This is a genomic window from Vibrio sp. YIC-376 (genome assembly GCF_052353105.1).
In the GTDB taxonomy this organism is placed as follows: Bacteria; Pseudomonadota; Gammaproteobacteria; order Enterobacterales; family Vibrionaceae; genus Vibrio.
Genome location: NZ_JBBWFK010000004.1, coordinates 19,921 through 44,257, shown reverse-complemented (window position 1 = coordinate 44,257; position 24,337 = coordinate 19,921). Strand labels below are relative to the sequence as shown.

Annotated in this window: 24 protein-coding genes; 4 read left to right on the top strand and 20 right to left on the bottom strand. The window is 45.2% G+C overall.

What is annotated here, in order from left to right:
- Window positions 1–143: 143 nt before the first annotated feature.
- The 11 genes from ndk to trmJ all read right to left on the bottom strand — a co-directional run bounded on the left by ndk (window position 144) and on the right by trmJ (window position 8,583).
- Window positions 144–569, bottom strand: coding sequence for a nucleoside-diphosphate kinase (gene ndk, locus WJM94_RS09210; protein ID WP_444493957.1), 426 nt, complete (start codon window positions 567–569; stop codon window positions 144–146).
- Between the two features lie 91 nt (window positions 570–660).
- The gene (gene pepB / locus WJM94_RS09205) at window positions 661–1,959 is read right to left on the bottom strand and encodes an aminopeptidase PepB (RefSeq protein ID WP_444493956.1); all 1,299 of its coding nucleotides are present in this window, start codon (window positions 1,957–1,959) and stop codon (window positions 661–663) included.
- A 171-nt stretch (window positions 1,960–2,130) separates the two neighbouring features.
- On the bottom strand, window positions 2,131–2,325 hold the full coding sequence (iscX, locus tag WJM94_RS09200; protein ID WP_444493955.1) for a Fe-S cluster assembly protein IscX: 195 nt from the start codon (window positions 2,323–2,325) through the stop codon (window positions 2,131–2,133).
- Between the two features lie 46 nt (window positions 2,326–2,371).
- The gene (fdx, locus tag WJM94_RS09195) at window positions 2,372–2,710 is read right to left on the bottom strand and encodes an ISC system 2Fe-2S type ferredoxin (RefSeq protein WP_444493954.1); all 339 of its coding nucleotides are present in this window, start codon (window positions 2,708–2,710) and stop codon (window positions 2,372–2,374) included.
- Window positions 2,711–2,723: 13 nt separating this feature from the next.
- Window positions 2,724–4,577 (bottom strand): Fe-S protein assembly chaperone HscA, encoded by a 1,854-nt coding sequence (hscA, locus tag WJM94_RS09190; RefSeq protein ID WP_444493953.1) that lies wholly within the window; start codon window positions 4,575–4,577, stop codon window positions 2,724–2,726.
- Between the two features lie 21 nt (window positions 4,578–4,598).
- On the bottom strand, window positions 4,599–5,114 hold the full coding sequence (gene hscB / locus WJM94_RS09185; RefSeq protein ID WP_444493952.1) for a co-chaperone HscB: 516 nt from the start codon (window positions 5,112–5,114) through the stop codon (window positions 4,599–4,601).
- Between the two features lie 55 nt (window positions 5,115–5,169).
- Complete coding sequence (gene iscA / locus WJM94_RS09180; RefSeq protein ID WP_444493951.1) at window positions 5,170–5,496, bottom strand: iron-sulfur cluster assembly protein IscA; 327 nt, start codon at window positions 5,494–5,496, stop codon at window positions 5,170–5,172.
- A 71-nt stretch (window positions 5,497–5,567) separates the two neighbouring features.
- A complete protein-coding gene (gene iscU / locus WJM94_RS09175) occupies window positions 5,568–5,951 on the bottom strand; it encodes a Fe-S cluster assembly scaffold IscU (protein WP_005483070.1) in 384 nt (127 codons plus the stop codon).
- A 37-nt stretch (window positions 5,952–5,988) separates the two neighbouring features.
- On the bottom strand, window positions 5,989–7,203 hold the full coding sequence (locus WJM94_RS09170; RefSeq protein ID WP_444493950.1) for an IscS subfamily cysteine desulfurase: 1,215 nt from the start codon (window positions 7,201–7,203) through the stop codon (window positions 5,989–5,991).
- Window positions 7,204–7,231: 28 nt separating this feature from the next.
- Window positions 7,232–7,738 carry a Fe-S cluster assembly transcriptional regulator IscR gene (iscR, locus tag WJM94_RS09165; RefSeq protein WP_444493949.1) on the bottom strand — a complete coding sequence of 169 codons (507 nt, stop codon included), beginning with the start codon at window positions 7,736–7,738 and terminating at the stop codon, window positions 7,232–7,234.
- 125 nt (window positions 7,739–7,863) lie between these two features.
- Complete coding sequence (gene trmJ / locus WJM94_RS09160; RefSeq protein ID WP_444493948.1) at window positions 7,864–8,583, bottom strand: tRNA (cytosine(32)/uridine(32)-2'-O)-methyltransferase TrmJ; 720 nt, start codon at window positions 8,581–8,583, stop codon at window positions 7,864–7,866.
- Between the two features lie 233 nt (window positions 8,584–8,816).
- Between trmJ and suhB the strand changes: the two genes are divergently transcribed.
- Entirely contained in the window at window positions 8,817–9,620 is an 804-nt protein-coding gene (gene suhB / locus WJM94_RS09155; protein ID WP_444493947.1) for an inositol-1-monophosphatase, read from the top strand.
- Window positions 9,621–9,826: 206 nt separating this feature from the next.
- Here the strand turns inward: suhB and secF are convergent, their stop codons facing one another.
- The 6 genes from secF to WJM94_RS09125 all read right to left on the bottom strand — a co-directional run bounded on the left by secF (window position 9,827) and on the right by WJM94_RS09125 (window position 16,991).
- Complete coding sequence (gene secF, locus WJM94_RS09150) at window positions 9,827–10,774, bottom strand: protein translocase subunit SecF (RefSeq protein ID WP_444493946.1); 948 nt, start codon at window positions 10,772–10,774, stop codon at window positions 9,827–9,829.
- A gap of 14 nt (window positions 10,775–10,788) precedes the next feature.
- Entirely contained in the window at window positions 10,789–12,645 is a 1,857-nt protein-coding gene (gene secD / locus WJM94_RS09145; RefSeq protein WP_444493945.1) for a protein translocase subunit SecD, read from the bottom strand.
- Window positions 12,646–12,666: 21 nt separating this feature from the next.
- Window positions 12,667–12,996, bottom strand: a complete 330-nt coding sequence (gene yajC, locus WJM94_RS09140) for a preprotein translocase subunit YajC (RefSeq protein WP_005424903.1) — start codon at window positions 12,994–12,996, stop codon at window positions 12,667–12,669.
- 164 nt (window positions 12,997–13,160) lie between these two features.
- Entirely contained in the window at window positions 13,161–14,294 is a 1,134-nt protein-coding gene (tgt, locus tag WJM94_RS09135; RefSeq protein ID WP_444493944.1) for a tRNA guanosine(34) transglycosylase Tgt, read from the bottom strand.
- 221 nt (window positions 14,295–14,515) lie between these two features.
- Complete coding sequence (gene queA, locus WJM94_RS09130; RefSeq protein WP_444493943.1) at window positions 14,516–15,568, bottom strand: tRNA preQ1(34) S-adenosylmethionine ribosyltransferase-isomerase QueA; 1,053 nt, start codon at window positions 15,566–15,568, stop codon at window positions 14,516–14,518.
- 274 nt (window positions 15,569–15,842) lie between these two features.
- On the bottom strand, window positions 15,843–16,991 hold the full coding sequence (locus tag WJM94_RS09125) for a S1 family peptidase (RefSeq protein ID WP_444493942.1): 1,149 nt from the start codon (window positions 16,989–16,991) through the stop codon (window positions 15,843–15,845).
- Window positions 16,992–17,308: 317 nt separating this feature from the next.
- Between WJM94_RS09125 and WJM94_RS09120 the strand changes: the two genes are divergently transcribed.
- On the top strand, window positions 17,309–17,767 hold the full coding sequence (locus tag WJM94_RS09120) for a CBS domain-containing protein (RefSeq protein WP_444493941.1): 459 nt from the start codon (window positions 17,309–17,311) through the stop codon (window positions 17,765–17,767).
- 118 nt (window positions 17,768–17,885) lie between these two features.
- Here the strand turns inward: WJM94_RS09120 and aceA are convergent, their stop codons facing one another.
- The 3 genes from aceA to WJM94_RS09105 all read right to left on the bottom strand — a co-directional run bounded on the left by aceA (window position 17,886) and on the right by WJM94_RS09105 (window position 22,471).
- On the bottom strand, window positions 17,886–19,196 hold the full coding sequence (gene aceA / locus WJM94_RS09115) for an isocitrate lyase (RefSeq protein WP_444493940.1): 1,311 nt from the start codon (window positions 19,194–19,196) through the stop codon (window positions 17,886–17,888).
- 134 nt (window positions 19,197–19,330) lie between these two features.
- Entirely contained in the window at window positions 19,331–20,959 is a 1,629-nt protein-coding gene (aceB, locus tag WJM94_RS09110; protein WP_444493939.1) for a malate synthase A, read from the bottom strand.
- Between the two features lie 606 nt (window positions 20,960–21,565).
- Window positions 21,566–22,471 (bottom strand): hydrogen peroxide-inducible genes activator, encoded by a 906-nt coding sequence (locus WJM94_RS09105; protein WP_444493938.1) that lies wholly within the window; start codon window positions 22,469–22,471, stop codon window positions 21,566–21,568.
- A 199-nt stretch (window positions 22,472–22,670) separates the two neighbouring features.
- On the opposite strand from WJM94_RS09105, the gene WJM94_RS09100 reads away from it, so the two are divergent.
- Together WJM94_RS09100 and WJM94_RS09095 are read left to right on the top strand one after the other, a co-directional pair.
- On the top strand, window positions 22,671–23,276 hold the full coding sequence (locus WJM94_RS09100) for a peroxiredoxin (protein WP_444493937.1): 606 nt from the start codon (window positions 22,671–22,673) through the stop codon (window positions 23,274–23,276).
- Window positions 23,277–23,548: 272 nt separating this feature from the next.
- Window positions 23,549–24,292, top strand: coding sequence for a copper homeostasis protein CutC (locus WJM94_RS09095; protein ID WP_444493936.1), 744 nt, complete (start codon window positions 23,549–23,551; stop codon window positions 24,290–24,292).
- The last annotated feature ends 45 nt before the right edge of the window (window positions 24,293–24,337 follow it).

The following is a 24,337-nucleotide window of genomic DNA, read 5'->3' as shown; positions in this document are numbered from 1 at the left end:
ACCCTGAGTTTGCTAAGGCATTAAAATTATAGTGATTAAAAATTAAACAATTTTAACTTGAACGATGTGAGGTTGTCGGACAATAAAAAAGCCTCGGAGCTATCCGAGGCTTACTATCTTTACGAGCACAAGCTAATTCAAGATTAACGAGGGCAAATCTCAGACTCAGGGAAGAAGAATTCAATCTCACGAGCCGCTGATTCAGGGCTATCAGAACCATGAACTGAGTTATGACGCATGCTTAGCGCGTAATCACAACGAAGTGTGCCACATGCTGCTTCTTCTGGGTTAGTTTTGCCCATCAACTCGCGGTAACGAGCAATCGCATTTTCACCTTCCAGTACCTGAACCATGATAGGACCAGAGGTCATGAACTCTTTCAAAGGCTGGAAAAATTCTTTGCCTTCGTGCTCTGCGTAAAAACCGCTCGCCTGCTCTTCTGTCAGGTGAACCATTTTCGCCGCAATAATACGCAGGCCAGCCTTCTCGATACGGTTGTAGATCTCACCGATTAAGTTTCTTTCCACAGCGTCAGGCTTAACAATTGAAAACGTTCTTTCTAGAGCCATAAAGTTTCCTTTTTTGTATTTGTAATAATAGTGTTTAAAAGTGACTTACTTGACTACAGCAGCACCTGATAAGCAGGTGCTGCCATAAAAGTTATTTATCTGCTTGCTCGTTAAGAAGGCGAGCAAGAGTGCGAACACCCATACCCGTTGCGCCTGCTGCCCACTTATCTGATGCAGATTTACGGTAAGTACCCGCACAGTCGAAATGAAGCCAGCCTTTCTTGTAATCTTCGATGAAGTAAGACAAGAATGCTGCTGCTGTACTCGCACCCGGTGTGTAATCACCAGAGCTGATATTTGATAAATCTGCAAAGTTTGATGGCAGCATTTCACGGTGGAAATCAGCAAGAGGCAGTGGCCACAAACCTTCTTTCTCTTGGTTAGCCGCTGTTAACGCTTGATGAGACAGCTCTTCATCAAAACTCATTAATGCGTGGTAATCATTACCCAGCGCGTTTTTCGCCGCACCAGTCAGTGTTGCGCAGTCGATAATAAGCTCAGGGTTATGTTCGCTTGCGTAGATTAGACCATCCGCCAATACCAAACGGCCTTCTGCGTCGGTATTCATGATCTCAACCGTCTTACCATTTTTGTAGGTGATGATGTCGCCAAGCTTTAGCGCTCGACCTGAAATCATGTTCTCTGCACAGCAAAGGATCAGTTTTACACGCTTATTCAGGCCACGCAGAATGGCTAAACCCAAACCACCGGTAATGGTGCCTGAACCGCCCATATCGGCTTTCATCGCACTCATAAAGTTTGAAGCTTTCAGACTGTAGCCGCCTGAGTCAAAAGTGATCCCTTTACCCACTAAGCAAGCGAATACTGGTGCATTTTCATCGCCCGTTGGGTTGTAGTCCAGTTGCAGCATTGCTGACGTACGATCAGAGCCGCGACCAACCGCGTAAATCCCTTCCCAGCCTTCAGCCAGTAGGTCTTTATCTTTAACGATTCGTGCTGTCACTGTGCCTTCTGGTGCGATAGATTTGATGAATTCAGCCGCCATTGTTGCTAGTTGACGAGGTGCAACTTCTTCGGCTGTTTTGTTGATGATATCGCGTGTAAAGTCAGTTGCGACAATACGAGCCTGAAGCTCCGCTTGATCTTCGTCTGACAATGCAACCCACTCAAGAGTGCCGTGTTTTTTCGGGTTACGGAAGCCTTGGTGGAAAGCCCAGATTCGCTCTAGATCCCAGTTATCACCAGAAAGTAGTACAGAACGAATTCCCTGACCATCTAGCTGACGAGCTGCACGCTGAATTGCACCAAGATCATGACCCAGACCGATATGAATGGTTGCGCCACTTTCCGCAAACGAAAGTAGTGCCTTTTCCCCCCAATGCGGAGCGGCTGGATCTTGGCTTAAAAATACAGACATCTGTGTAGACATGGTTTCTCCTTGTCTTATAAGGGCGTTACCTACGCCGCTTCTTTTTAGTTACTCACGGATGTTAGCATTATGTAGGGTAAAAATGTCAACTTGATAAAAAAACGGACCTAAGGGTCCGCTTTTTTTAGTAAGAATTGTTAACTCGGCGGCGTTTTGCCGCCGAATTGAGCATCAGTCTGCTTCGTCCATCCAGCACATGATAACGGCCTCTAGGATCTTTTCATTACAATGGTTTGGGTCATCTTCAAACTCATCTAACTCCATGATCCATTGATAAAGGTCGGTAAAGCGCACGGTTTGTGGATCCACATCTGGAAACTTGTCACAAAGCTCAATCGCGATATCGCGAGAATCTGTCCATTTCATTGCTCATCTTCCTTTTTCTTCCTCCTATAAATAGAGGAATTCGTTTTTAGTGATCTTCTGATGCGTGGTTCAGCGTGTATTTCGGAATCTCAATAACCAAGTCTTCATCCGCTACTTTCGCCTGACAGCCAAGGCGAGACTCAGGCTCAAGACCCCATGCTTTATCCAGCATGTCATCTTCTAACTCTTCGCTCTCTTCAAGAGAATCAAAACCTTCTCGAATGATCACATGGCAAGTTGTACAAGCACATGATTTTTCACACGCGTGTTCAATACCAATGCCATTCTTTAGCGCTACGTCCAGAACGGTTTCACCAGTCTTTGCTTCCAACACAGCGCCTTCTGGGCACAAATCCTCGTGAGGTAATACAATAATCTTAGGCATAACTACTTATCTCTTATATATCGTCTACTGATTGACCTGACAATGCAGTTCGAATCGATTTATCCATACGGCGCGATGCAAAGTCTTGGCTCGCTTTATCGGTATCTTTAATGCCTAGCTCAATTGCGTCCGCATCATCACCATTACGCAGCTCGATCAGTGCTTCGATTGATTTAACTAAGTCTTGTTTCTCTTGCTCTGATAGTAGTTCATCACCATCAGCTTGCATTGCCGCTATCAAGCCTTCAATCACCCGGTCAGCTTCAACTCGCTGTTCTGCGAGCGCACGAGCTTGCATGTCTTCTTTCGCGTGAGTCATTGAGTCACGCAGCATGTTTGCAACCTCATCATCGCTTAGACCATAGGATGGCTTAACCTGAATCTCAGACTGTATACCGGTACTCTTTTCCATCGCTGTCACTGAAAGCAAACCATCAGCATCCACTTGGTAGGTTACACGGATATGAGCCGCACCCGCCGCCATCGGTGGAATACCTTTCAGCGAGAAACGAGCCAGAGAGCGACAATCATCCACCATTTCACGTTCACCTTGCACAACATGCACGCTCATGGCCGTTTGACCATCTTTGAACGTAGTGAACTCCTGCGCACGAGCAACAGGAATCGTGGTATTACGTGGAATGATCTTTTCAACCAGACCACCCATGGTTTCAATGCCGAGAGATAACGGGATCACGTCAAGCAGCAGCATTTCAGAATCCGGTTTGTTACCAGCCAAAATATCCGCCTGGATACCAGCACCAATCGCGACTACTTCATCAGGGTTGATGCTCGTAAGCGGTTTACGACCAAAGAACTCGCCAACCATTTCACGTACTAACAGAGTACGAGTTGAACCACCCACCATAACGACTTCAAGCACTTCGTCAGCGTCAACATCAGCATCTTTCAGTGCACGGCGGCAAGACATCAATGTTTTCTTTACTAGCGGACGAATCAGTTCTTCAAATTGCTCACGTGTTACCGTGCCTTTCCAACCAAAGACGTCAACATCGACACTGTCTTGCTCTGAAAAAGCAATCTTAGTTGCGGTTGCAATGTTCAGTAGGACTCGGTTTTGTTCTGCAGATAGAGGCGCATTAAGTCCCGCTTGCTCCATCAGGTAGTCAGCAAACAGATGATCGAAGTCATCACCGCCAAGTGCAGAGTCACCACCTGTTGCCAGTACTTCAAACACACCTTTAGACAGACGCAAGATAGAGATATCAAAAGTACCACCGCCTAAGTCGTAAACAGCAATTACGCCTTCCTGACCGGAGTCTAAACCGTACGCAATCGCAGCAGCGGTAGGTTCGTTAAGAAGACGAAGTACATGCAATCCTGCTAACTTAGCCGCATCTTTTGTACCAGCACGCTGAGCATCATCGAAATACGCTGGAACAGTAATAACAACGCCGGCGAGTTCACCGCCTAACGTTTCTTCAGCGCGTTTAGCAAGTACTTTTAGAATATCAGCAGATACTTCAATCGGGTTTTTATCACCTTGGGCAGTTTGCAGAACTGGCAGGCCGTTATCGCTCTCTTTAAACTGATAAGGTAATGATGGGTAGCGCGATTGAATGTCCTTTAATGAACGGCCGATTAAACGCTTTACTGAAATAATCGTATTTTCTGGTTCAAACTCTGCCTTTTCTTTTGCATCATCACCAACGATGATGGATTCTGCAGAGTAGTTCACCACTGACGGCAGAATGCTTCGACCCTGATCGTCGATTAAAGTAGTGGCATCGCCACTGCGCACAGAGGCTACCAAAGAGTTGGTCGTACCTAAGTCGATACCTGCTGCTAACTTATGCTCATGAGGTGCCGAGCTTTGGCCCGGTTCTGCGATTTGAAGTAGTGCCATGATTGGTCCTTGTCACGCGAACTAGCCGAGGAGCTTATCTTCAACCAGTTCAATTTCGTTCTTTAGTTTGGCAATAAATTTCAGCTTACGAACTTGGTCTGCGGCTTCAGCCCAAAGACCATCGTTAAGTTCTTGCTCGACACTTGCCAAATGCTGCTTGTACATTTTGCTGACCTTAGCATCGAAGTCAAAAAGCACCGATTCAGGATCAGAGCTGCCAGCAATGTCTTCCAATTCTTCACGCAGTTCCATCTGTTCCATTAAGAACATAGGATCCTGCATGGTTTGCTGTTCACCACGGATTTCCATACCCTGCTCTGCCAGAATGTACTCCGCACGCGAGATAGGATTTTTCAGGACTTGATACGCATCATTAATTTGCGCTGCCTTTTGCACGGCCAATAAGCGATCACGCTCAGAAGCGGTAGCAAAATTGTCCGGGTGGAAACGTTTTTGTAATTCTCGGAACTGAGAAGAAAGAAGGCTACCATCCAGCTGAAACTGACTTGGTAGCCCAAATAATTCAAAGTGATTCATTAAGTTCGGGTCCTAGTAAAGCCTTCCGGACTCGGTTGCCCAGAAGGACAATCAATTAGACGTTGAAGCTTTCACCACAACCACATTCACTTTTTGCGTTAGGGTTATTGAACTCAAAACCTTCGTTCAGCCCTTCCTTCACGTAATCCAGTTCAGTACCGTCTAAGTACACCAAGCTTTTCTTATCAATGATGATTTTCACCCCAGACAGGTCAAAAACTTCATCTTCTGCTTCATTTAGCTCGTCAACAAACTCAAGCACATACGCCATGCCTGAACAACCAGTCGTCTTCACACCAAGACGTAAACCGATACCTTTGCCTCGGTTATCCAGGAATGCTTTTACGCGACTCGCCGCTGTGTCTGTCATTGTGATGGCCATACTGCACCTTAGTTTGTCTGAATTACGATTGGAATGGGAGCGTTAATGGCTCCCATTATATTACGGAATAATTATTCCTGGTGTTTTTTCTTGTAGTCTGCAACCGCTGCTTTGATTGCATCTTCAGCAAGGATTGAACAGTGAACTTTCACAGGTGGAAGTTCTAGCTCTTCAGCAATCTCAGAGTTCTTGATTGCTGCAGCTTCATCAATTGACTTGCCTTTTACCCACTCAGTTACTAGTGAGCTTGATGCGATTGCACTACCACAACCGTAAGTCTTGAACTTCGCATCTTCGATGATACCTTCTGGTGTCACTTTGATTTGTAGTTTCATAACGTCACCACAAGCTGGAGCGCCAACCATGCCGCTACCTACTGATGGATCTTCTTTGTCAAATGAACCAACGTTACGTGGGTTCTCGTAGTGATCAATTACTTTTTCGCTGTATGCCATGATAAATTACCTCGAATCCTCTATTTCATCCCTGAGATTAATGATGAGCCCATTCAACTGTGCTCAAATCAACCCCTTCCTTATACATATCCCATAGAGGAGACATGTCGCGTAGCTTAGTCACTGCAACGCGGATTTGTTCAATTACGTAATCAATTTCTTCTTCTGTCGTGAAACGACCGAATGAGAAACGAATAGAGCTGTGAGCCAGTTCATCATCCATGCCTAGGGCACGTAGAACGTAAGATGGCTCTAGACTCGCAGAAGTACAAGCACTACCAGAAGATACCGCTAGATCTTTTAGCGACATCAGCAGTGATTCACCTTCTACGAAAGCAAAACTGATATTTAGGTTTTGTGGTACGCGTTGCTCCAGATCACCGTTCACCGTCACAGCTTCTAGGTCTTTCACACCATCTAAAAGACGGTTACGAAGTGCAAGCGCGTGATCGTAATCTTTCTGCATCTCTTCTTTAGCGATACGGAAAGCTTCACCCATACCTACAATTTGGTGAGTCGCCAGTGTGCCAGAACGGAAACCACGCTCATGACCACCACCGTGCATTTGCGCTTCAAGGCGGATACGAGGCTTACGACGTACGTAAAGCGCACCGATACCTTTAGGGCCGTATATTTTGTGTGCCGATAATGAGATCAAGTCAACTTTCATTTCTTGAACATCGATTGGCAATTTGCCCGCAGACTGAGCCGCATCGACATGGAACACGATTTTATGTTCGCGACATAGCTCACCGATAGCTGTAATGTCTTGAACAACGCCGATTTCGTTGTTCACGTGCATGATAGAAACAAGCACAGTGTCATCACGCATCTCAGCTTTAAGCTTCTCTAGATCAATCAAACCATTTGATTCTGGCGCTAGGTAAGTCACTTCAAAGCCTTCACGCTCTAGCTGACGACATGTGTCTAGAACTGCTTTATGCTCTGTTTTACAAGTGATGATGTGTTTACCCTTTTTAGAGTAAAAGTGTGCTGCGCCTTTGATTGCAAGGTTATCAGACTCGGTCGCACCAGATGTGAATACGATTTCGCGAGGGTCTGCATTTAGAAGGTCAGCAATTTGCTCACGAGCAGTGTCTACTGCTTCTTCTGCCTGCCAGCCGTAACGGTGCGAACGCGACGCTGGGTTGCCAAATGTACCATCCATTGTCATGCACTGAACCATTTTTTCAGCAACACGTGGATCAACCGGACATGTAGCGGAATAATCAAGATAAATCGGCAGTTTCATTCTCTACTCCAATGTAAATAGCTGACCGCTAAGAGCGGACGTTTACACCGATGGGCGCGGCGGTTGTATTTTTGTTGGTAAACCCATTAGTCACCGCCAGATCAATATCCTGACGATCGGAAATTTCTAGCACTTCATTGTCTGTCATCAGCTCGCCAAGAGTAATGTTGTTCAAGAAGTCGCTAATGCGAGAGCTTAAGTCACGCCATAGTGTGTGAGTTAGGCAACGCGTACCGCCCTGGCAATCTCCTTTGCCTTGGCATTTCGTTGCGTCGACTGACTCATCAACGGCAGCAATCACAGTACCAATTGCGATGCTATGTGCGTCAGCACCAAGTCGGTAACCACCACCTGGACCACGAACGCTGGCAACAAGGCCTGCTTTACGCAATTTAGAAAATAGTTGCTCTAAGTACGAGAGCGAGATTCCCTGACGTTCTGAAATATCAGCAAGAGGTACAGGGTTTTTTTGCGAATGCAGTGCCACATCCAGCATGGCTGTCACCGCATATCTTCCTTTAGATGTAAGTTTCATACCACACCGTATCCACATGGTTTGTAATGGTTATGATTTTTCCATGCCTGACTAATTTAGTCAAGTATTTATCTGACTAATTTACTCAGGTATTCATCCTTACAATTAAAGTGGTTATTTTTTAGTCAGAATTTCTTTTCTATCGAAGTTAAAATACCCCGAAGAATATTGAGTTCTTGAGCCTCAGGTCGTGCTCGCGAGAACAAACGACGCAGTTTATTCATCACCTGTCCAGGCTGATCTTTGTTAATAAACTGGGTTTCCACGATCACTTTTTCAAGGTGTTCAAAGAACATTTCTAGTTCTTTATGACGAGGATATTCCTCATGCTCAGCGGGTGAGAACTGACTCTGCTCCAGATTAAGGTGCGCAACACGAACTTCGTAACTGAGCGTTTGGACCGCCATCGCTAAATTCAGAGAACTGTATTCTGGATTCGCTGGAATGCAGACGTGGTAGTGGCATTTTTGTAGCTCTTCGTTAGTTAATCCAGTTCTTTCGCGACCAAACACTAACGCAACAGGGTGCTTTTGACCTTCTACCGCAAACTTCTCACCACACTCACGCGGCTCAAGCATAGGCCATTCAAGAGTGCGCGAACGAGCACTTGATCCAACCACCAGACCGCAGTCTTCAACTGCCTCTTCTAGAGAGCTGACAATAATTGCGTTTTGAGCAATATCACTTGCTCCTGCGGCTAGCGCTAACGCTTGCTCATCCACTTCACACTGCGGATCGACTAATACCAGTTGGCTTAACCCCATGACTTTCATTGCTCGAGCTGCTGAGCCAATATTGCCAGAATGAGAGGTACCGACGAGTACGATTTTTACTTGATCCAACATCTATGATTGCTACCTAATTAAAAACTGCTGGATAGTAACATAATTTTTTAACACACCCTAGGGTGAAGCTGCGCACTATTCGCATTCTCGTCAATAGATGTCGTATACCAAACAGTAAATGGATTGGAGCTCCCTCCAATTTAGACCAAAAAATAACCACTTCCTTTTTCATTTATCTTTGGTATACTCGCCGCCGCTTTTATTCGTTCTTTAACATCCGTTGGGAAATTCGTATGCATCCAATGCTAAACATTGCTATTCGCGCTGCGCGAAAGGCAGGCAATCATATTGCTAAATCATTAGAAAACACAGATAAAGTAGAATCTACACTTAAAGGCACTAATGACTTTGTCACTAACGTAGACAAAGAAGCAGAATACATCATCATCGATACTATCAAGCAGTCTTACCCAGAGCACTGCATCGTTGCTGAAGAACAAGGTCTTATCGAAGGTAAAGATAAAGACGTACAATGGATCATCGACCCACTGGATGGCACCAATAACTTTGTAAAAGGTTACCCACACTTCGCTGTTTCTATTGCAGTTCGTATCAAAGGCAAAACTGAAGTTGCTTGTGTTTACGATCCAATGCAAAACGAGCTATTCACTGCACAACGTGGTGCTGGTGCACAGCTGAACAGCGCACGTATCCGTGTTACTCCACTAAAAGACCTTCAAGGTACTGTTCTTGCAACAGGTTTCCCATTCAAGCAGAAGCAGCACTCTGAGTCTTTCATCAAAATCGTTGGCTCTCTATTTACAGAATGTGCAGACTTCCGTCGCAGCGGTTCTGCTGCTCTTGATCTATGTTACGTAGCAGCTGGACGTGTTGATGGTTACTTCGAGCTAGGTCTAAAACCTTGGGATATGGCTGCAGGTGAGCTGATTGCTCGTGAAGCGGGTGCTATCCTGACTGACTTCGCCGGCGGTACTGAGTACATGAAGTCTGGCAACATCGTTGCTTCTAGCGCTCGTGGCGTGAAATCTATCCTTAAGCACATTCGCGAAAACGGTAACAGCGCGATCCTTAAGTAACAGATTCTGAAGTCAGCCTATCACGCTGATGACTTTTGATTAGCCCTGCTCTCCGAGCGGGGCTTTTTTATATCTGGGAGTTCAACGTTTACGATTGATTTGCGACAATCGCACCCGCTTGATTCGCCTTCAAATAGCTTTAAATTGCAGATGTAAAAAAACCGCTGATTGCTCAGCGGTTTTTAAGCTTTGATTCTCAATCTGCCTTATGGCATCTCGTCGAATTCTTCACCTTCTTTTTCTACTTGAGGTGGCATCAAGTGCTCTTTCTGGATACCCAGTTTAAGTGCAAGTGCTGATGCAACGTAGATAGAAGAGTAAGTACCAACCGTAATACCAAGAAGAAGCGCCGTCGCGAAGCCGTGAATCATAGCGCCACCTTGTACGAACAATGCAATCACAACGAACAATGTGGTACCTGAAGTAATCAATGTACGGCTCAATGTTTGAGTAATTGAAGCGTCCATGATATCTCCGGGTTCACCTTTGCGCATCTTACGGAAGTTCTCACGGATACGGTCAAATACCACGATCGTATCATTGAGCGAGTAACCGACAACCGTTAGCAATGCAGCAACGATAGTCAGATCCACTTCAATTTGCATGAACGAGAACACACCCAAGGTGATGATAACGTCGTGCGCCAGTGCCATTACCGCACCTGCTGCCAAACGCCATTCAAATCTCATTGATACGTAGATAAGGATACAGATTAGCGACGCAATAATCGCCAAGCCACCAGCCTCAGTCAGTTCATCACCAACGTTAGGACCTACGAATTCAATACGGCGCATTTCTACGTTTTCACCGGTACCGACTTTGATTGCACTGATGATTTGGTTACCTAGCGTTTCGCCAGATACATCATCACGCGGGCGAAGGCGAACCATAACCTCACGAGCACTACCGAAGTTCTGTACTGTTGCATCACCAAAACCTTTGGCATCAAGAGCAGTACGGATTTCTTCAAGGTTTGCTGGCTTTTCAAAACCAACCTCAATCAGCGTACCACCTGTGAAGTCCAGACCCCAGTTCAGCCACTTGGTTGACAATGTAAAGATAGAAGCAGCAATCATTAAGATTGAGAAAACAAATGCCACTTTCGACCAACGCATAAAGCCGATCGTCTTCTCTGCTTTTAGAATTTGAAACATATTAATTCCCAGCCTTAGATCGACAGTTTGTTAACGCGTTTGCCACCGTATAGTAGGTTCACGATACAACGTGTACCAATAATGGCGGTGAACATTGAAGTTAAGATACCGATAGATAGCGTTACTGCGAAACCTTTCACCGCACCTGTACCTACCGCAAACAAGATGATTGCAGTGATAAGTGTCGTGATGTTCGCATCGGCGATGGTACTGAACGCATTTGCATAACCCTGGTGAATCGCTTGCTGAGGATTTCGACCGTCTCGAAGCTCTTCTCGGATACGCTCAAAGATCAGCACGTTTGCATCAACGGCCATACCAACGGTTAATACGATACCGGCAATCCCCGGCAGCGTCATCGTCGCACCTGGGATCATCGACATCACACCGATAATCAGTACCAAGTTAGCCATCAGCGCAATATTCGCAATCAGACCAAAGCCACGGTAGTAAAGCAGTGTAAACAGCATTACCGCTACCATACCCCAGATACATGCCTGAATACCCATATCGATGTTTTGCTGACCCATTGATGGACCAATAGTACGCTCTTCCACGATAGAGATAGGTGCGATTAGAGCACCCGCACGTAGCAGTAGCGCAAGGTTGTGAGCTTCTGCAGCAGAGTCGATACCTGTGATACGGAAGTTGCGGCCAAGCGCAGACTGAATCGTAGCCTGGTTGATCACTTCTTCGTGCTTAGTCAGGATAACTTTGCCTTCTGGCGTTTTACGACCGCTGTCTTTGTACTCAGCAAACACAGTAGCCATCAGCTTACCGACATTCTTCTTAGAGAACGCAGACATCTTGTTACCACCTTCGCTGTCTAGCGAGATGTTAACTTGAGGACGACCATACTCATCAACACTAGAGCTCGCATCCGTGATGCTTGAACCACCCAAGATAACGCGCTTTTTCAGTACAACAGGTCGACCATCACGATCTTGTTTGATTTCACTGCCAGCTGGCGCGCGGCCATTTGCAGCAGCCGCTAAATCAGCTTTATCATCAACTTCGCGGAATTCCAATGTCGCCGTTGCGCCCAGAATTTCCTTCGCACGAGCAGTGTCCTGAACACCAGGAAGTTCAACAACAATACGGCTTGCACCTTGACGTTGAACAAGTGGCTCAGCAACACCGAGTTCGTTTACACGGTTACGAAGAATGGTGATGTTTTGTTCTACTGCGTAGTTACGAATCTCTTGTAAGCGTTGCTCAGTAAACGTAGCAACAAGTGCAAAACGACCATTAGAATCAGACTCGACAAAGTTCATGTCAGGGTGATTCTTTGCTAAAGTACTTTTCGCTTCAGCCAATTGCTCTTCGTCTCGAAGCAGAACTTCTACCGAATCTTTGCCTGAAGGGCGGATTGCGCGGTAACGAATCTTAGCGTCACGAAGTTCGCTACGGAAAGCTTCTTCTTGCTGACCAACCAGTTTTTCCATGGCTGCATCCATATCCACTTCCATTAAGAAGTGAACACCACCACGAAGGTCAAGACCCAACTTAAGTGGAGACGCGCCAATTGCTTCTAGCCAGTCTGGAGTAGAAGGAGCAAGGTTTAGTGCAACAATTTTATCTTTGCCAAGCGCTTCGCTGATGACATCACGAGCACTAATTTGAGTATCAGTGTCGTTAAAGCGGACAAGAATCGATCCATTTTCGAGAGCAATAGATTTATGAGAGAGTTGCTCTTTATCAAGAGCAGTAGTGACAGCATCCAGCGTTGACATATCTACAGAGGCGCCGCGCGCCCCTGTAACTTGAATAGCCGGATCTTCACCGTAGATATTTGGAAGTGCATATAATGCAGCTGTAATGATGGCAAAAAGCACCATCAAGTACTTCCATAATGGGTAACGGTTTAGCACAGCGAGGACCCTTTAGCTGTTTTATAGAGACTTAAGCGTACCTTTAGGCAGCACTGCAGTTACGAAGTCTTTTTTGATTACAACTTCATTGTTCGCATTAAGCTCGATTGAAATGAAGTCATTATCTTCTGCGATCTTAGTAATTTTACCTACTAGACCACCGCTGGTTAGAACTTCGTCGCCTTTGCCCATAGAAGACATTAGATTTTTGTGCTCTTTTACTCGCTTGCTTTGTGGGCGGTAAATCATGAAGTAAAAGATCACTGCGAACATGCCAAGCATGATTAGCATTTCAAAACCGCCGCCTGCTGGTGCGCCTTCTGCTGCTGCGTGAGCCTGAGAAATAAACATTGAAAAATCCTCGTTATATTTTATTGATAATCCAACAAGTTGGGCTTTCGCAGTTGAGATTCAAGTCTAAAAGTGATTAATAGAGATCACTCTCTCAAAAATAACGTGCGTTCGCCTACTTTATTAGCAAAAGCCTCTGGCGACATGCCAAAGGCTTTAATTTTTTAAGCTTTGCTTAGTGGTGGCACTTCGCGGTCACGACGAGCGTAAAACTCTTCAACAAACTCATCGAAACGATCTTCATCAATCGCCTTACGAATACTTTCCATCAAACGCTGGTAATAACGCAGGTTGTGGATCGTATTAAGACGTGCACCCAGAATTTCATTACAACGCTCTAGATGGTGAAGGTACGACTTAGTGTAGTTTTGACAAGTGTAACAGTCACAATGCGGATCTAGCGGTGTTGTATCCGTTTTATGTTTCGCATTACGGATCTTGATCACACCACCAGTCACAAATAGGTGGCCGTTACGCGCGTTACGTGTTGGCATTACGCAGTCAAACATATCGATACCGCGACGAACACCTTCAACCAAATCTTCCGGCTTACCTACGCCCATCAGGTAACGAGGCTTGTCTTCTGGAAGTTGTGGACACGTATGCTCAAGGATGCGGTGCATATCTTCTTTAGGTTCACCTACCGCAAGACCACCAACTGCATAGCCGTCAAAACCGATTTCTGTCAGGCCTTTTACTGACACATCACGCAGATCTTCGTAAACGCCACCCTGAACGATACCAAATAGATTATTCTGGTTTTCAAGCTTATTGAAGTGATCGCGTGAACGTTGTGCCCAACGTAATGACATTTCCATCGACTTTTTCGCTTCATCGTGCGTCGCAGGGTATGGCGTACACTCGTCGAAGATCATGACAATGTCAGAACCCAGGTCTTTTTGAATTTCCATCGACTTTTCTGCGTCCATGAAAATCTTGTCGCCGTTTACTGGGTTGCGGAAATGCACACCTTCTTCAGTGATAGTACGCATTTTACCCAGGCTAAATACCTGGAAACCGCCTGAATCGGTAAGAATAGGACCATGCCAGTTCATAAAGTCGTGCAGGTCACCGTGCATTTTCATCACTTCTTGACCAGGACGTAACCATAGGTGGAATGTGTTACCTAGCAGGATTTCTGCGCCCGTACCTTTAACTTCTTCAGGCGTCATACCTTTAACGGTACCGTACGTACCTACTGGCATAAACGCTGGCGTTTGCACAGTGCCACGTTCGAAAGTCAATTGACCACGACGAGCATTGCCGTTTTTCTTCTTAAGATCGAATTTTAATTTCACGATGCCTCCGGATGTCAGAGAAACAGTCTGACTATATTTTCGGGATTTTCCCCATTAAGGAGCGGTCGCCTTTCCTTGCGAGAGACAAAACAGAGGTTCTGCTTTATTTCCTAGCCTACTGCTAGCACTCGTAAATTGCCTTATATTCTTCATTGTAAGAGACTCCCTAATACGCTTTTTGATCACTTAAGGGCGTACAAATCTGGAGTCTCTATTAAAAACTACGCAGTTTTCTTCTTGATGAACATTGAGTCACCGTACGAGAAAAAGCGGTAATTATTTTCTACCGCATGCTTATAGGCATTCATTGTATTCTCGTAACCAGCAAACGCACTCACTAACATGATCAATGTTGATTCTGGTAAGTGGAAGTTCGTAATCAAGCAATCCACCAGCTGGTATTCGTAACCAGGGTAGATGAAAATTTCGGTATCGCCGAAGAACGGAACCAACTCCGTCCCCTTCTTCAGTGCATCTTGTGCTGCGCTTTCTAGCGAGCGAACTGAAGTCGTGCCCACTGCAATGATGCGGCCACCACGAGCTTTAGTTGCATTGATAGCATCAACCACTTCTTGCGGTACTTCTACATACTCAGCATGCATGTGGTGATCGTTAATGTTGTCGACTTTAACTGGTTGGAACGTTCCGGCACCAACATGCAAAGTAACATAAGCAAATTCAGCATCTTTTGCTTTGATCTTGTCCAACAACACATCATCAAAGTGTAGCCCTGCTGTTGGCGCTGCTACCGCACCTGGCTTTTGGTTGTAAACCGTTTGGTAACGCTCTTTGTCTGCGTCTTCATCTGGGCGGTCAATATATGGAGGAAGTGGCATATGGCCAATTTCTTCCAGAATTTCTAGTACCGTCTTATCAGAGTTAAACTTCAGCTCAAATAGTGCATCGTGACGAGCCACCATTTCTGCTGAATATTCATCATTCTCGCCAACAATAATGGTTGTACCCGGTTTTGGTGATTTTGAGCAACGGACATGAGCCAAGATGCTCTTATCATCCAACATACGCTCTACCAGCACCTCAAGCTTGCCGCCCGATTCTTTGCGGCCAAACATACGTGCAGGAATAACACGGGTATTATTGAAAACCACTAGGTCACCCGGTTGAACTTGGCCCAGCACATCGGTAAACGTGCCATCCACAATATCACCAGTATTGCCGTCCATTTGCAGTAATCGGCTGGCTGTACGCTCCGGCTGAGGGTAGCGAGCGATAAGTTCATCTGGAAGGTCGAAATGGAAATCTGATACTTGCATGTTACTTGTCTTTTAAATGGTTCAAAGCACGCCAACGAGGGCGATAAAATTGCGACGAGTTTTTCGCAGCGGACTAGTATACCCAAATAACTTCGAGATGCTAGGTTCAGCGATAATGACTTGGTTTTCATAAGCTGCAATAGCAAGCGAATCCCCAGAATATCGCTATAAAAGCTGCCATAAAAAGTGTAATAAACAGTGAAATTTGAAGGTTTGCAGGCAATAAAAAAGCAGCGAACTTCGCTGCCTTGCTATTCAATCGTGCTTCACAAGCTTAGGTAGCTTGTCGCCTGCGCCATGCTAATAACCCCAGCAGGGACAAAAAGCCCAGATTGAGACTGCCGCCGCCATCACTTGTGTCTCTGAAGTTGCAGTTATTGGTCGCAATACCATCGTTACAGTCATCTTTATTACCGTCTTCTCTATCTGTAATGAATTCAGGTGCGATGATATAACGGCTTGGAGGAGCATCAGCCGTAATGTAAGACTGCACCCAATCATAATATTGACTGACTTTGGTATAGAAACTTGGAATAGTGAGAGAACCACACGTCGGCAAAATCAAAGGTCCGCCACTAACAATACCAATTTGCTTTCTGGTCGCGATATCAAGTAGAGGACCACCACTATCACCTTTACAGGCAGAGTTGCCATACTGGGTGCTACTGGTCTCTTCAAGAACACGATTAAAGGTTGGCAAAGTACACACTTTTGTGACATTTTCGCGAGAGCCTATCACCCCCGGAAAACTGCTGCCGATTTCCAGACGTTCATAACATTTATCCATCGGCAAAAAAGCAATCGACGTCGTTTTTAACGTTGGTGAAGACTCATCTGCCATTGGCGTTGTTGCCCCCCAGCCAAAGACTTGAACATTGGCTGCTCGCTGATTGGTCTGATAGTTATCATTCCAGTCCGCAGCAAGCCGCTCTTCAATACCAAACATGTCTTCTTTTGTAGCCAATTGAGCAAGGTTCACATTACTAACCGGACGAGTGAGATACAACAGTGCAATATCGTTATCCAGCGCAATCTGAACCGATTTGACCTTACCATCGCCCTCTGACTCCGCTTTAGCGATCCGGGTATACTTGGGATGCACCACGACGTGAGAGACAGAATAGTAGTTATCGATGCTCGTGTTGTTGAGATCGTGCACTCTCGCAGTGACGGCAAGCTCCCCCGGTTGAGTGACATAGTAGCTCGCTTCGTTTGTTCCCTCCCCCATCACCACACAGTGTGCCGCTGTCATCACCCACTGTTCAGTAATCATGGTGCCACCGCAAATCGGAAACTCGGCCATGTTACTGGCACGAATTGACACACGATCCACCGGATTGGTTTCTTCTTTTCCTAGAACAATCGCTTGCGCTGATTGCACACTTAACGCCGTTGCCACAATCGCAAATAGTTTTTTATACATAGTCGTCTTCAAATTATTAAGCCTGTGCTTATCTTCTTCGACTGACCGAATAGGGAAAATTAGGTAAACAAAAATGTGCGATTCAACTCATTGGATTACATTTTGACGTCATTCAATATCAGCTTAAAAATGCTAACTCACTCGCATAGAAAGTGGCTATTTCTAAGTGATAAAATCATAGATAAATTACTCACTGAACAGTAAAAATGGAGAGAGTGCCAGCAAGATATTTTATTGATAAAAAACGGGGTGGGTCTCAGATATGCCGGTAAATATTTTCTATATTTAAGTAAAGGAAAACGTCATTGGAGGTCTCTATGATCAAGGTTGAAGACATGATGACTCGCAACCCTCATACCCTTTCTCGATCGCATACCCTGCGTGATGCAAAAAATATGATGGAAGCGCTTGATATTCGCCACATTCCGGTAGTTGATGCCGATAGACATTTACAAGGCTTGGTGACTCAACGCGATATCCTTGCCGCGCAAGAATCTAGCTTGCATCCTGATGAGGCTGAACAATCTTTCACTCTCGATACGCGTCTAGACAAAATGATGCACACCAACATCATGACAGCGGAGCCGCGAGCAGGATTAAAAGAAAGTGCCATCTATATGCAAAAGCATAAAGTCGGCTGTTTACCTGTGGTCAATAAGGGGCACCTGGTCGGAATTATCACAGACAGCGACTTTGTAACTATCGCGATTAACTTGCTCGAGTTACAAGAAGAAGTCGAGCCAGAAGAGATCGAGCCAGACGAAGAAGCACTCTAAAAATCGCGTTAAGTTAAAGTAAAATTAATTTCTACAGAATAAAAAAGAGCGGCAATTTTGCCGCTCAATATGCCACTACTGGCGTCTTTGTGGGAAATTTTGCTAACTAATTAAAATTTTAAAATTGGTCTTCTTCAGTCGAACCTGTCAGTGCCGTAACCGATGAGTTACCACCCTGAATCGTGTTGGTCATTCTGTCGAAGTAACCAGTACCTACTTCTTGTTGGTGAGCAACAAAGGTGTAGCCCTTCTCAGCAGCTTGGAATTCTGGGCGCTGAACTTTCTCAACGTAATGACGCATACCTTCACCTTGAGCATAAGCATGTGCCAGTTCAAACATGTTGAACCACATGTTGTGGATACCCGCTAGAGTAATGAACTGGTACTTGTAGCCCATGTCCGAAAGCTCTTGCTGGAACTTAGCAATGGTTTCTGCATCCAGGTTTTTCTCCCAGTTGAATGATGGAGAACAGTTGTATGCAAGTAGTTGATCTGGGTACTCAGCATGAATAGCTTCAGCGAACTTACGCGCTTCTTCCAGACAAGGTTTTGCCGTTTCACACCAGATCAAATCTGCATATGGCGCATAAGCCAGACCACGAGAGATTGCTTGGTCGATACCAGCACGCACTCGGTAGAAACCTTCTTGAGTACGCTCGCCTTCGATAAAGTCTTGATCGTATGGGTCACAATCTGAAGTTAGCAGGTCTGCCGCATTTGCATCAGTACGAGCAATAACCAGCGTTGTTGTACCCGCTACGTCTGCTGCCAGACGAGCTGCAACCAGTTTTTGAACTGCTTCTTGAGTCGGAACCAGTACTTTTCCGCCCATGTGACCACACTTCTTAACTGATGCTAGCTGGTCTTCAAAGTGAACGCCTGCAGCACCCGCTTCAATCATAGATTTCATCAGCTCGTAAGCATTAAGCACGCCACCAAAGCCTGCTTCCGCATCCGCTACGATTGGCAGGAAGTAATCAATACCACCTTCATCTTCTGGAGACTTGCCGCTCGCCCACTGAATTTGGTCAGCGCGACGGAAAGAGTTATTGATGCGCTTAACAACAGAAGGTACTGAGTCTACTGGGTATAGCGATTGGTCTGGGTACATTGTTGAAGCGGTGTTGTTGTCCGCTGCTACTTGCCAGCCTGATAGGTAAATCGCTTCAATGCCTGCTTTTGCTTGTTGAACAGCCTGACCGCCAGTTAGCGCTCCCAGACAGTTTACATAACCCTTTTTCGAGCTACCGTTGACCAGTGACCACAATTTGTCTGCACCACGTTGTGCAATTGTGTTTGCAGGCACCATAGAACCACGAAGCTCAACAACCTCTTCTGCAGTGTATGTACGTTTCACGTTTTTCCAGCGTGGATTTGTTGCCCAGTCTTTTTCTAGAGCTTCAATTTGTTGGCGGCGAGTTAATGTCATTGGTCTATCCCTCTTTATAATTTGCACTTTTGGTCTGTGCGTTGAGTTCCCGTTCTCAGGCAGTACATCCTTATCTGCCTTCAAAGTCCTTCACGTTATTGGTTTTGTGTTTGTTTTTTTAAGTATTGGTATTCTTAATCCAGATAGTCATAACCAGGAATGGTTAGGAAGTTCGTCAGCTCGTCACTGGTTGTCAGCTTCGCCATCAGTTGCGCAGCTTCTACAAAGCGACCCGCTTGGTAACGCTCTTCTCCGATTTCTTGTTTCACTACTTCCACTTCTTCTTGTAAGTAGGACTCAAACAGTTCTTTTGTCACTTTTTGGCCGTTGTCCAGCGATTTACCATGCTGAATCCATTGCCAGATAGAAGCGCGAGAAATCTCTGCAGTAGCCGCATCTTCCATCAGGCCGTAGATTGGCACACAGCCATTGCCAGAGATCCATGCTTCGATGTATTGCAAAGCAACACGGATATTGTGGCGCATGCCCTCTTCTGTGCGTTCACCCTCACACGGCTCTAATAATTCAGCAGCAGTGATTGGCGCATCTTCAGAGCGGCTAACATCCAGTTGGTTCGAGCGCTCACCGAGGATGGTACTGAACACTTCCATTGCAGTATCAGCAAGACCAGGGTGCGCAACCCAAGTACCATCATGACCGTTGTTTGCTTCCAGAGACTTATCATTATGAATCTTGTCCAGAACCTTCTGGTTTTCTTGTTGGTCTTTCGCTGGAATGAAGGCAGCCATACCACCCATCGCAAATGCGCCACGTTTATGGCAAGTGCGTACCAGAAGTCGTGAGTAAGCATTCAGGAATGGCTTATCCATAGTGACCACCTGACGGTCTGGTAAAACACGACCTGGGTAATTCTTAAGCGTTTTGATGTAGCTGAAGATGTAGTCCCAGCGACCGCAATTCAGACCTACAATGTGCTCTTTCAGAGAGAACAAAATTTCATCCATCTCGAATACTGCTGGCAGCGTTTCAATCAAAACTGTCGCTTTAATCGTGCCAGTTTCCAGACCGAAATATTCTTCTGTGAAATGGAACACTTCACTCCACCACTTCGCTTCGTGGTGAGACTGCAACTTTGGAATGTAGAAATACGGACCGCTACCTTTTTGTAATAGTGCTTTGTAGTTGTTGTAGAAGTACAAAGCGAAATCAAATAATGCGCCTGGAATGATCTGACCGTGCCACGTAACGTGTTTTTCTTTTAAGTGGAGGCCGCGTACACGGCAGATCAACACCGCTGGATCGCCTTCCAGCTGATAATGCTTACCGTTGCCTGGATTGGTGTAGCTGATAGTACCGTTAACGGCATCGCGCAGGTTTACCTGACCATCAAGTACTTTGCTCCACGCAGGAGACATCGAATCTTCGAAGTCTGCCATGAACACTTTTACATTCGCATTCAGAGCGTTGATCACCATTTTGCGATCCGTCGGACCGGTGATTTCTACCCGGCGATCTTGCAGATCTTGTGGAATCCCCAAGATCTTCCAGCTCCCTTCTCGGATGTCTTGTGTCTCTGGCAGAAAGTCTGGCAATTCACCAGCATCGATGCGCGCTTGTTTTTCTTCTCGAGCTTGCAGCAGTTGTTCTACACGTCCGGCATATTTTTCACAAAGCAGGGATAAGAAGGTTTGGGCTTCAACAGGGAAAATTGCCTGATGTTCCGGAGCAAGTGCGCCAGTAACCTCAAGCATGTCTTGGGTCTGCTTCGTTGGTTGTGTTTTTTGTTCTGTCTGAGCAAGCATAATCATTCATCCTTAACGTGCTTTATCAATCTTGGGCAGTCAGCGAAAAGCTACATTTGTAAGTTATGAACAACAAATTACATCCTTAAATTTTGTGTTCATTTCTGCAGGCCGTATGTGTAGATTGCTTCAGTCAGTGTGCTTTTTCAATCTAGACATAAGTCTTATCGGCCTTTAAATAAGCTATATCAACAAAGGGTTTAGAGGAACCCCCAAGATAAACAAAAGCTGAAATTCGAAGTTTTATTCGGCACCAAACAAACGGCTATTTTTTGATACATTTTTGTAAGTTATTACGTAATTAAATTACACACATTTTTTGACATAATAATCATTTAAAACAGGCGTATGAATAGATTACAAGGCGGGGAATCCTTGTATTCACAAGGGCGGGACGGATGGATTCAAACAAAGCTTAAACACTACACAGAATGAGATGTGTAAAATTAACATTGTGAAATTTCACTATTTTATGAAATCTTCATCAAAGAAAAGCTGTAAAATTTTACAAGTTAAAGTTCACCAACAGAATAAAATGCTAAAAAGCACACTGTTTCCAGTGCGCTTTTGGAAGAATATCGGTATGAAGTGAGCTAATACTAATAGCTAAAGCAGTTCAGAAACGACATCTGCAAGTTGATTAAAGGTATTGGTACGCGATGAACTTGGACGCCAAACCAGACCTATTTCACGGTAAGCTTGTTGACCTGGAGGATCAATCACGACCAGGTTTTGGTTTTGAAGCAGCCCGTGATCAATCGCCATTTGCGGGATAAAGGTCGTACCTAACCCATTAGCGACCATTTGCACCAAAGTGTGCAAGCTCGTTGCCGTAAATGGATTGATCTTTTCTTTATCTGTTAACTTACAAGCCGATACCGCATGTTCTGTCAAACAGTGTTCTTTCTCTAGAAGAAACACGGATTCATCCGGCAGATCAGCATAACGAATCGGCACTGGGACAGTATCCGCTTGATTTGCACTGATCACCATACGAAATGGGTCTTTGCCCACCACGCGACTTTCCATCCCTTCTATTTCTATCGGTAAGGCCAGGATCAGCACGTCCAGTTCGCCGTGCCTTAATGCCTGTAACAAGTTATTTGTCGTATCTTCTCTTAGTAGCAGGTTGAGTTGCGGAAAACGAGAATTTACTTCCTGAACTAAATCACATAACAAGAAAGGGGCAATGGTTGGAATACAGCCTACTTTTAGTTGCCCCTGCATGTCATCTCCCTGGCACATTCGGCCAAGCTCGATTAAATCTTGCCCTTTCGCCAGTAATTCGCGACCACGCTTTACAACAATTTCACCGGTCTGGGTGAAAACTAACGGGCTTTTTTTATCTTTCTTTTCGTATAAAGGACAGCCAATCAAATCTTCGAGGTTTTGAATCCCTTTACTCAAGGTTGACTGGCTAACAAAACATCGCAATGCAGCATCGCTGAAATGTCGTGTTTCATGTAGCGTAACCAGATAGTGTAACTGCTTTAAACTAGGCCACTTATTCATAATTGTATTAATATCTACCACTACTCAAGTGATCGAGGTAATAGTTTTTTTATTATCGTTTTTTTCGATTAACTCAATCTATTTAATTCGCTTTTTTCAATACTACAATCTGTACTATAGTTTGTCTCGAATTAATACGGACCAAGGCAACATTACTGTCTTCGCCTTGGAACTAACCATAATTTCTTAGGAGCAAAAAATGGTACTAGTAGGTCGTCAAGCCCCTGATTTTACTGCTGCAGCTGTTCTAGGTAACGGTGAAATCGTTGATAGCTTCAACTTTGCAGAATTCACTAAAGGTAAGAAAGCCGTTGTGTTCTTCTACCCACTAGATTTCACTTTCGTTTGCCCATCTGAGCTAATCGCATTCGACAACCGTCTAGCTGATTTCCAAGCTAAAGGCGTTGAAGTAATCGGCGTTTCTATCGATTCTCAGTTCTCTCACAACGCATGGCGTAACACTGCTATTGAAAACGGCGGTATCGGTCAAGTTAAGTACCCTCTAGTTGCTGACGTTAAGCACGAAATCTGTAAAGCTTACGACGTTGAGCACCCAGAAGCAGGCGTTGCTTTCCGTGGTTCTTTCCTAATCGACGAAGAAGGCGTTGTACGTCACCAAGTAGTTAACGACCTACCACTAGGCCGTAACATCGACGAAATGCTACGTATGGTTGACGCTCTTAACTTCCACCAAAAGCACGGCGAAGTATGTCCTGCACAGTGGGAAGAAGGTAAAGCAGGTATGGACGCATCTCCACAAGGTGTTGCAGCGTTCCTATCTGAGTACGCTGGTGACCTAGCGTAATCATAGACCCTCACCCAAGCTCAATGGGTGATATGGTTGGATGTATATAAAGCAAAAGCTATAGCGGAAAATCCGCAAACGCCAATCAGTCTAAGTAAAGTCAAATCAAAGCCCAGAGTACACACTCTGGGCTTTCTTTTTCCTGGCTGAAAGACAATAAACAGGGTAACAACGGCGCAGTAAATTTACCTCTATTTTCCGTACCTTCCACAAAGATTCTCCCGCTTACGCCTGATAATATTTAGCAATAAATAATTATTGGGAACAATAACGTGGTCACTCAGTTAGAAGTCTGCATCGATAATATCGAATCTCTCCACAATGCCATTTCTGGTGGTGCAACTCGTATTGAACTTTGCTCATCGCTTGCCTTAGGTGGTCTGACTCCGAGCTACGGTTTTATGCAACAAGCGGCCAAACTTTCCACGATTCCTGTGTATGCAATGATTCGTCCACGTCAGGGCGATTTTCTCTATAACGAAGAGGAAATTGAAATAATGCGTCAGGACATCGAAGCAGCACACCAAGCAGGGTTAAATGGGGTGGTTCTGGGCGTATTAACCCATGAAGGCGATATTCATATACCCTTTGCTACAGCGTTGTGTGAATTTGCTCAGGCGCTTGAATTAGGGGTAACTTTCCACCGAGCGTTTGATCAATGCCGTAATGCCGATCAAGCCTTAGAAGATGTCATAAGCTTAGGTTGTGAACGAATTCTGACCTCAGGTCTTGCTCCAACAGCCTCACAGGGCATTGATGTTATAAAATCTTTGGTAGAACAAGCCAATGGACGCATTAGCATCATGGCTGGCGCGGGCGTTAATTCAGATAACGTACGCACACTGGTGGAGCAAACTCATGTACAAGAAGTGCATCTTTCAGGTAAAAGCACTCGCCGAAGCCACATGAGTTTTGTCGCCAAAGAGAACAAAATGGGTGCCAAAGATGTCGAGGACTTTTCGATTCCTGTCACTAGTTCACAAGCCATTTCCAACTTGATCGCGGCTCTCAGATAGAAAAATCGAAATTCCGAATGGTTGAGTGCTAACATATTGATTATC

Bases quoted from the DNA above. Each gene is read 5' to 3' on its own strand.
- WJM94_RS09100 (WP_444493937.1), top strand. From the start codon at position 22,671: ATGGTACTAGTAGGTCGTCAAGCCCCTGATTTTACTGCTGCAGCTGTT.
- ndk (WP_444493957.1), bottom strand. From the start codon at position 569: ATGGCTCTAGAAAGAACGTTTTCAATTGTTAAGCCTGACGCTGTGGAA.
- secF (WP_444493946.1), bottom strand. From the start codon at position 10,774: ATGTTTCAAATTCTAAAAGCAGAGAAGACGATCGGCTTTATGCGTTGG.
- iscA (WP_444493951.1), bottom strand. From the start codon at position 5,496: ATGGCCATCACAATGACAGACACAGCGGCGAGTCGCGTAAAAGCATTC.
- trmJ (WP_444493948.1), bottom strand. From the start codon at position 8,583: ATGTTGGATCAAGTAAAAATCGTACTCGTCGGTACCTCTCATTCTGGC.
- queA (WP_444493943.1), bottom strand. From the start codon at position 15,568: ATGCAAGTATCAGATTTCCATTTCGACCTTCCAGATGAACTTATCGCT.
- WJM94_RS09105 (WP_444493938.1), bottom strand. From the start codon at position 22,471: ATGAATAAGTGGCCTAGTTTAAAGCAGTTACACTATCTGGTTACGCTA.
- aceB (WP_444493939.1), bottom strand. From the start codon at position 20,959: ATGCTTGCTCAGACAGAACAAAAAACACAACCAACGAAGCAGACCCAA.
- iscR (WP_444493949.1), bottom strand. From the start codon at position 7,738: ATGAAACTTACATCTAAAGGAAGATATGCGGTGACAGCCATGCTGGAT.
- iscX (WP_444493955.1), bottom strand. From the start codon at position 2,325: ATGAAATGGACAGATTCTCGCGATATCGCGATTGAGCTTTGTGACAAG.
- WJM94_RS09125 (WP_444493942.1), bottom strand. From the start codon at position 16,991: ATGTATAAAAAACTATTTGCGATTGTGGCAACGGCGTTAAGTGTGCAA.
- WJM94_RS09120 (WP_444493941.1), top strand. From the start codon at position 17,309: ATGATCAAGGTTGAAGACATGATGACTCGCAACCCTCATACCCTTTCT.
- yajC (WP_005424903.1), bottom strand. From the start codon at position 12,996: ATGTTTATTTCTCAGGCTCACGCAGCAGCAGAAGGCGCACCAGCAGGC.
- fdx (WP_444493954.1), bottom strand. From the start codon at position 2,710: ATGCCTAAGATTATTGTATTACCTCACGAGGATTTGTGCCCAGAAGGC.
- aceA (WP_444493940.1), bottom strand. From the start codon at position 19,196: ATGACATTAACTCGCCGCCAACAAATTGAAGCTCTAGAAAAAGACTGG.
- hscA (WP_444493953.1), bottom strand. From the start codon at position 4,577: ATGGCACTACTTCAAATCGCAGAACCGGGCCAAAGCTCGGCACCTCAT.
- suhB (WP_444493947.1), top strand. From the start codon at position 8,817: ATGCATCCAATGCTAAACATTGCTATTCGCGCTGCGCGAAAGGCAGGC.
- hscB (WP_444493952.1), bottom strand. From the start codon at position 5,114: ATGAATCACTTTGAATTATTTGGGCTACCAAGTCAGTTTCAGCTGGAT.
- iscU (WP_005483070.1), bottom strand. From the start codon at position 5,951: ATGGCATACAGCGAAAAAGTAATTGATCACTACGAGAACCCACGTAAC.
- WJM94_RS09170 (WP_444493950.1), bottom strand. From the start codon at position 7,203: ATGAAACTGCCGATTTATCTTGATTATTCCGCTACATGTCCGGTTGAT.
- pepB (WP_444493956.1), bottom strand. From the start codon at position 1,959: ATGTCTACACAGATGTCTGTATTTTTAAGCCAAGATCCAGCCGCTCCG.